Below are 6,000 nucleotides of genomic sequence, written 5' to 3'. Positions count from 1 at the left end.
GCCAGCGTTCGTCCTGAGCCAGGATCAAACTCTCCATAATAGAGAAATTCGAGTAGCTCGAGTTTCTTGCTGGCATCAATTAAGATGTCAATTTGAATCCGAAGATTCGTTTGTTCTTTTCACCGACGAGGTCGGCTCCAGAACTTTATTTGTTGACGTTTTGCTGTTCAGTTTTCAAGGTTCATTGATTCGCCGTCTTTCACAGCGACTTCTCTATCATAACACGTTGTCACCCTCGAGTCAACAACTTTTTCAAATCTTTTTTTCGAAGATGTTGTTGTCGTTGTTGTCTCTTAAGGACAAGTAATACTATACCTCATAACTTAATATAAAATCAAGCCTTTTTTAAAAAGAATTTATCGCGGATTTTTTTCACATCGATAATAAACAATAGAATGCCAGCTATGACAACGATTCCGCCGGTTATCTGCGCTGCAGAAAGCTTTTCATGCAGTATATAGAAAGCAAGAATCGACGCGCCTACTGGTTCAAAAAGGATAGCGATTGAGATGACGTTTGTGCTCACCCATTTAACCGCCCAATTGAATAACGAGTGCCCAAGCAGATTTGGGATGAGTGCGAGCATGAAGAACCAGAACCAATTTGACGTTGAATACGGACCGAATGACTCCCCCTTTATGAGGACATAAAAAAAGAGTGTTACTGTACTGATTGAGTATAGAAGAAACGTATACGTAATGAGAGACAGCCGTTGACGCACTTCTTGTCCGAAGAGCAAGTATGCGGTGATCAGCGCACAAGCGGCTAAGGCAAGCATATCACCGAAAAAAGCGGTTCCACTCAATTGGAAGTCACTCCAACTGATGATGACACTGCCGGCGATTGCAATTACTGCAGACAAGATCGTTTTAAATGAAAGCTTCTCCTTAAAGAAGAAATATGTGCCGACAAAAGCAAAAATCGGTTGCAATGTGACGAGTACGGTTGAGCTTGCTACAGATGTGTAATTCAACGATTCGAACCATAGAATGAAATGAAAGGCTAGAAAAACTCCTGCGACCGCCGAGAAGATCCAGTCTTTTTTCGTGAGAAGAAAAACTTCCTTCCTATATTTAGCGAGGAATAGCGGAAGCATGAGAACAACCGTGAACAACATACGATAGAATGCAATGACGCCTGCATCAGCTGTTGAGAGTTTAACGAAGATTGCTGAGAGCGCCACGGATATGACGCCTATGATGATAGGAATATACGGATGAATTGTAGGTTTTTCCAAGATGCACACTTCTCTTTCAAAGGGAGTACAGGTTAGTTTGTAACCTTTTTAGGCTAAAGACAATATAAAGAGTATAGCATATCTGTGTCGAGATGATGATAGTGGGGGGAAAAGTCTATGGAATGGATCATAAATAATTCAATGTATCCGGAAGTATTAATTAAAATCGCAATTGCTTTAGGGTTAAGTTTAATTATCGGAGTAGAGAGGGAAATAAAGAAGAAGCCAATCGGTTTAAAAACAAGTGCAGTCATATCTACCTTTAGTTGCCTTTTGACAATCGTCTCAATAGAAGCAGCTTATCTAGTCCCTTCCAGGAATGATATTAATGTAACGATGGATCCCTTGCGACTAGCTGCACAAATCGTCAGTGGAATTGGTTTCCTCGGTGCAGGTGCTATTTTAAGAAGAGATAACGATAACATTACAGGTCTAACAACAGCTGCCATGATCTGGGGAGCTGCCAGCATCGGAATTGCAGTCGGCGCCGGTTTTTACATCGAAGCCGCGTTTGCTGTATTGAGCATCCTCTTTGTCATTGAGGTCATTGCACCCCTTCTCGGGAAATTCGGACCGAAAAGAATCCGTTCGAAGGAGTCAGCGTGCATTGTCATCGTGTCGGATAAAAGTAAAATTGATGATCTCATCAGGATTTTGAATGACGAAAATATGAAAGTGGAAAACTTACGCATTCGCCAATTGCATTTTGACGATAAGCCTTCAGAGCATGAAGTCGATTTTCGTCTTAGCGCGCTCCCCAAAAAGGGAACTACACAATTATATACCGAGCTGACGGAACTCCCTTATATTAAATCAGTCGAATTAGAAATCTTCCCTTAAATGGAGGCTTATGTATATGAGAGATATTTTACGTCTATTGAAGGACGGCAATAAGCCGTCACTGTTGGCAGGCATAGTCAATGCCGGTATTGCCATTCTCAAAGCAATTGCCTATATGCTAACCGGTAACGTTGCGATGTTTGCGGAAATGCTCCACTCTTTGGGAGACGCGGCAAACCAATTCTTTGTATATATTGGTTCCGCCTTGTCCAAGAAGGCGCCAACCCCGAAATTTCCAAATGGTTTCGGAAGGGTTGTCAATCTAGTCTGTTTAGGCGCCGTCATTATCGTGGGCATCATGTCATATGAAGCCGTGAAGGAAGGTTGGCATCATATATTGAATCCAACCGAAACAAAAGGACTTGTTATTAATTTAAGTGTCCTTGGCTTGGCAACCTTACTGGAGTTCTACGTCCTACTGAAGGCATCAAAGGAGATCGCGCATGAGACCGGTAATGATCTATCCGGAATGAAAGCATTCTTCTTCAGCTTAACACATTTGAATAAAGCCAAGCCTGCTACTAAATTGGTCTTCATGGAAGACATGGTGGCAACTGTAGGTGGCTTATTGGCATTCGTCGCGGTATTGGTTGCCCATTTTGCTGGATTCCTTCAAGCGGAAGGGATTGCATCCGTGATGATCGGAATTATGATGTTCTACGTCGTCGGCAGGGTGTTCCTAGAGAATGCCAGAGGAGCGATCGGCGAAACAGATGAAGAAATGTTGAACCATATTGCGAAAATCATCGCTAGGGATCCAGACATCAAGGACATTCAAAAAGTAGAAGTAATTAAAGAAGGTGAATACCTTCATGTCGAAGTGGTTGCGGAGGTGGACCCGACACAGACCGTTGCGTATATCGATGATGTCAGGGACAGGCTAATGGCTATGGTATTAAAGCAAAAAGGGGTTCGCGAAGCCCTAATTTCATTTGATGAAGATGATGGAATTAAAACTTGGCAGGGAGTGAATGAAACGACAATGTCTGAAGAGACACGAAAAAAACTGCCGAAAAATAAAAAGTAGAGGGCGGGATACGCAATCCCCCCTCTACTTTTCTTTGTTATAACGAAGCCACCAATATGGATTTAACCTCTTCCTCGCTCAATTGTGCGTATCTGCCTAGAGGCCCATTAATCGCAGCTTTATTCGCCATGATATCGATTTTCGAGTCATCGATGCCGTAATCTGCTAATCTTTCCGGTGCACCAATAGCCGTCCAATACGCCCGCAATTTATCAATCCCCTCATTTGCTATAACCTCATCCGTTTTACCTTCCGGATCTACTCCAAAGACTTTAACGGCCAATCTTGCATAACGAGCTGGATTAAGCTTTACTGTGTGTCTCATCCAATGCGGGAATAGAATAGCCAACCCTCCTGCATGAGGAATGTCATAAACAGCTGAAACGGCATGTTCAATATCATGCGTCCCCCAGTCCCCTCCATTATTCCCCATGCCTAAAAAGCCATTCAATCCCCAAGTGCCCCCTAAAAGGATTGTTTCCCGCAACTTATAATTCTGCAGATCATCAACGAGTTCTTTCCCCGCTTCCATGATTGCCCGCAAAGCCCCTTCACATAACTCGTCCTGAAGCGGTGTGTTCGCCGCACTATGGAAATACTGCTCAAAGATGTGTGACATCATGTCAACAATGCCGTAAACGGTTTGGTCTTTCGGCAAGGAAAGCGTATAAGTCGGATCGAGTATAGAGAATTTAGGGAAATTGAATGGTCCTCCCCACCCGTACTTCTCTTCTGTTTCTTCATTTGTAATTACGGAGCCTGCATTCATTTCAGAACCAGTTGCCGCCAATGTCAAAATCGTCCCAAATGGAATTGCATCAGTTGGTGAATCTTTCTTAATGACAAAATCCCAAGGGTCGCCATCATATTTTGCAGCTGTCGCAATTAATTTCGTACAATCAATGACAGATCCGCCCCCGACAGCCAATATGAAATCAATATTATGCTCTTTGCAAAGTGCAGCCCCTTTCCTTGCGGTGCTGACACGTGGATTCGGCTCCACGCCTGCAAGTTCAAACACTTCCTTTTGCTCTTCTTTCAGGATTCCCATTACCTCATCATAAAGGCCATTCTTTTTAATGCTCCCTCCACCGTATACAACCAGGATTCTATCGCCATAAGACGATAGTTCCTTTGCGAGCTTTTCAATGGAGTTTTTGCCAAAAATCAATTTAACAGGGTTTCGAAAAACAAATTCCTTCATTTAGATGACCTCCTATTTCTACTGTATATTATCCAAGAATGAATTGAGTGATGCAAGTATGGAACGGGTTGGATTGGGAAACCTATCCTGAGGAGGTGAAATTATGGTTCAAAAACTAGCGTTGGCCATTACAATTATAGGTGCATTGAATTGGGGGGTTGTCGGGCTGTTCAGTTATGATGTAGTCGCCCAATTTGCCGATGGTCATGCTCAACCGTTTGCACGTTTCTTCTATATTATTGTAGGGATTTCCGGACTCATTTCGTTAGGATTGCTTTTTGATACGATTCAAGAGACCAAGATGGAACACGTCAATGTAACGGAGCCGGAAGAAGTGTAAAAAAGCATCTCCCGTTTTACCAGGAGATGCTTTCTCATATCTAGCTTTTGTTATGCCCAGCCACGGAATCTGGATGCTTCCGCAGTTTTGCGGATTCCGATCATATATGCAGCTAGACGCATGTCTATATTTCTAGTTGATGCAACATTATAAACGTTTTCAAACGCATCAACCATTTTCTTCGTCATTTTTTCGCGAACTTCTTCTTCTGTCCAGTAATAACCCATATTGTTCTGAACCCATTCGAAGTAGGAAACTGTTACGCCGCCAGCACTCGCTAGTACGTCAGGCACAAGGAGGATTCCCCGCTCCGTAAGAATTTTCGTAGCTTCAGAAGTTGTCGGACCATTTGCCGCTTCCACAACGATTTTCGCTTTAATGTCATGAGCGTTCTTTTCGGTAATTTGATTTTCAATAGCTGCTGGAACAAGGATATCACAATCCAATTCCAATAGTTCACTATTCGTAATCGTGTTATCGAAAAGTGTTGTAACCGTTCCGAAGCTGTCCCGACGATCCAATAGATAGTCGATGTCCAATCCGTCCGGATCATGAAGTGCGCCGTAAGCATCGGAAATTCCAATAACTTTCGCTCCTGCATCATGAAGGAATTTGGAAAGGAAGCTTCCTGCATTTCCGAATCCTTGGATGACAATCCGTGCACCTTTCATATCGATTCCACGTTTTTTCGCCGCTTCGTTAATAATGATCGTTACCCCTTCAGCTGTTGCACGGTCACGTCCTTGAGAACCGCCAAGAACAATCGGCTTGCCTGTAATGAAACCAGGAGAGTTGAATTCATCAATTCTACTATATTCATCCATCATCCAAGCCATGATTTGAGCATTCGTGAAAACGTCCGGTGCTGGAATATCCTTCGTCGGCCCCATTACCTGGCTCAACGCACGTACATAACCACGGCTCAAACGCTCTAGTTCACCCATGGACATTTCTCTCGGGTCGCAGATGATTCCGCCTTTACCGCCGCCATATGGCAAATCGACAATTCCCGCTTTCAATGTCATCCACATTGACAACGCTCGTACTTCATCAGCAGTAACCGCCGGATGGAAACGGACGCCGCCTTTCGTTGGACCTACCGCATCGTTATGTTGACCGCGGAAACCAGTGAATACTTTCACTTTCCCGTCATCCATGCGGACAGGGATTCTAACTTCCACCATACGGATTGGTTCTTTCAGAAGATCGTACATTCCTTCATCATAGCCTAGTTTATCAAGTGCTTCCTTAATGACAACTTGTGTAGACGTAAACAGATTCAGGTTTTCAGTCATGTAAAAGTTCGCCTCTTTGATTTCATAATGTATTTTTCTACCGCACATATTGTACCA

The 6,000-nt window shown here is 43.4% G+C and carries 6 protein-coding genes; 3 read left to right on the top strand and 3 right to left on the bottom strand.

Going from position 1 to position 6,000, the window contains the following annotated elements; translation table 11 throughout:
• Positions 1-334 precede the first annotated feature (334 nt).
• Complete coding sequence (locus tag M3193_RS15280; protein WP_251629429.1) at positions 335-1,237, bottom strand: DMT family transporter; 903 nt, start codon at positions 1,235-1,237, stop codon at positions 335-337.
• A 117-nt stretch (positions 1,238-1,354) separates the two neighbouring features.
• Between M3193_RS15280 and M3193_RS15275 the strand changes: the two genes are divergently transcribed.
• Both M3193_RS15275 and M3193_RS15270 read left to right on the top strand, forming a co-directional pair.
• Positions 1,355-2,077: an MgtC/SapB family protein gene (locus M3193_RS15275; protein ID WP_251629426.1), complete on the top strand. Its 723-nt coding sequence runs from the start codon at positions 1,355-1,357 to the stop codon at positions 2,075-2,077.
• Positions 2,078-2,093: 16 nt separating this feature from the next.
• Positions 2,094-3,104: a cation diffusion facilitator family transporter gene (locus tag M3193_RS15270; protein ID WP_251629424.1), complete on the top strand. Its 1,011-nt coding sequence runs from the start codon at positions 2,094-2,096 to the stop codon at positions 3,102-3,104.
• Between the two features lie 37 nt (positions 3,105-3,141).
• Here the strand turns inward: M3193_RS15270 and M3193_RS15265 are convergent, their stop codons facing one another.
• Complete coding sequence (locus M3193_RS15265) at positions 3,142-4,308, bottom strand: iron-containing alcohol dehydrogenase (protein WP_251629422.1); 1,167 nt, start codon at positions 4,306-4,308, stop codon at positions 3,142-3,144.
• Between the two features lie 103 nt (positions 4,309-4,411).
• Here M3193_RS15265 and M3193_RS15260 point away from each other — a divergent pair, with 103 nt between their 5' ends.
• Positions 4,412-4,648, top strand: coding sequence for a DUF378 domain-containing protein (locus M3193_RS15260; RefSeq protein ID WP_251629419.1), 237 nt, complete (start codon positions 4,412-4,414; stop codon positions 4,646-4,648).
• A 50-nt stretch (positions 4,649-4,698) separates the two neighbouring features.
• Here M3193_RS15260 and M3193_RS15255 read toward each other — a convergent pair whose 3' ends face one another.
• A complete protein-coding gene (locus M3193_RS15255; protein ID WP_251629418.1) occupies positions 4,699-5,943 on the bottom strand; it encodes a Glu/Leu/Phe/Val family dehydrogenase in 1,245 nt (414 codons plus the stop codon).
• Between the last annotated feature and the right edge of the window lie 57 nt (positions 5,944-6,000).

It is taken from the genome of Sporosarcina luteola, assembly GCF_023715585.1.
Classification (GTDB): Bacteria; Bacillota; Bacilli; order Bacillales_A; family Planococcaceae; genus Sporosarcina; species Sporosarcina luteola_D.
The sequence above is the reverse complement of the archived record's forward strand: the minus strand, read 5'-3'. Positions and strand labels throughout refer to the sequence as shown.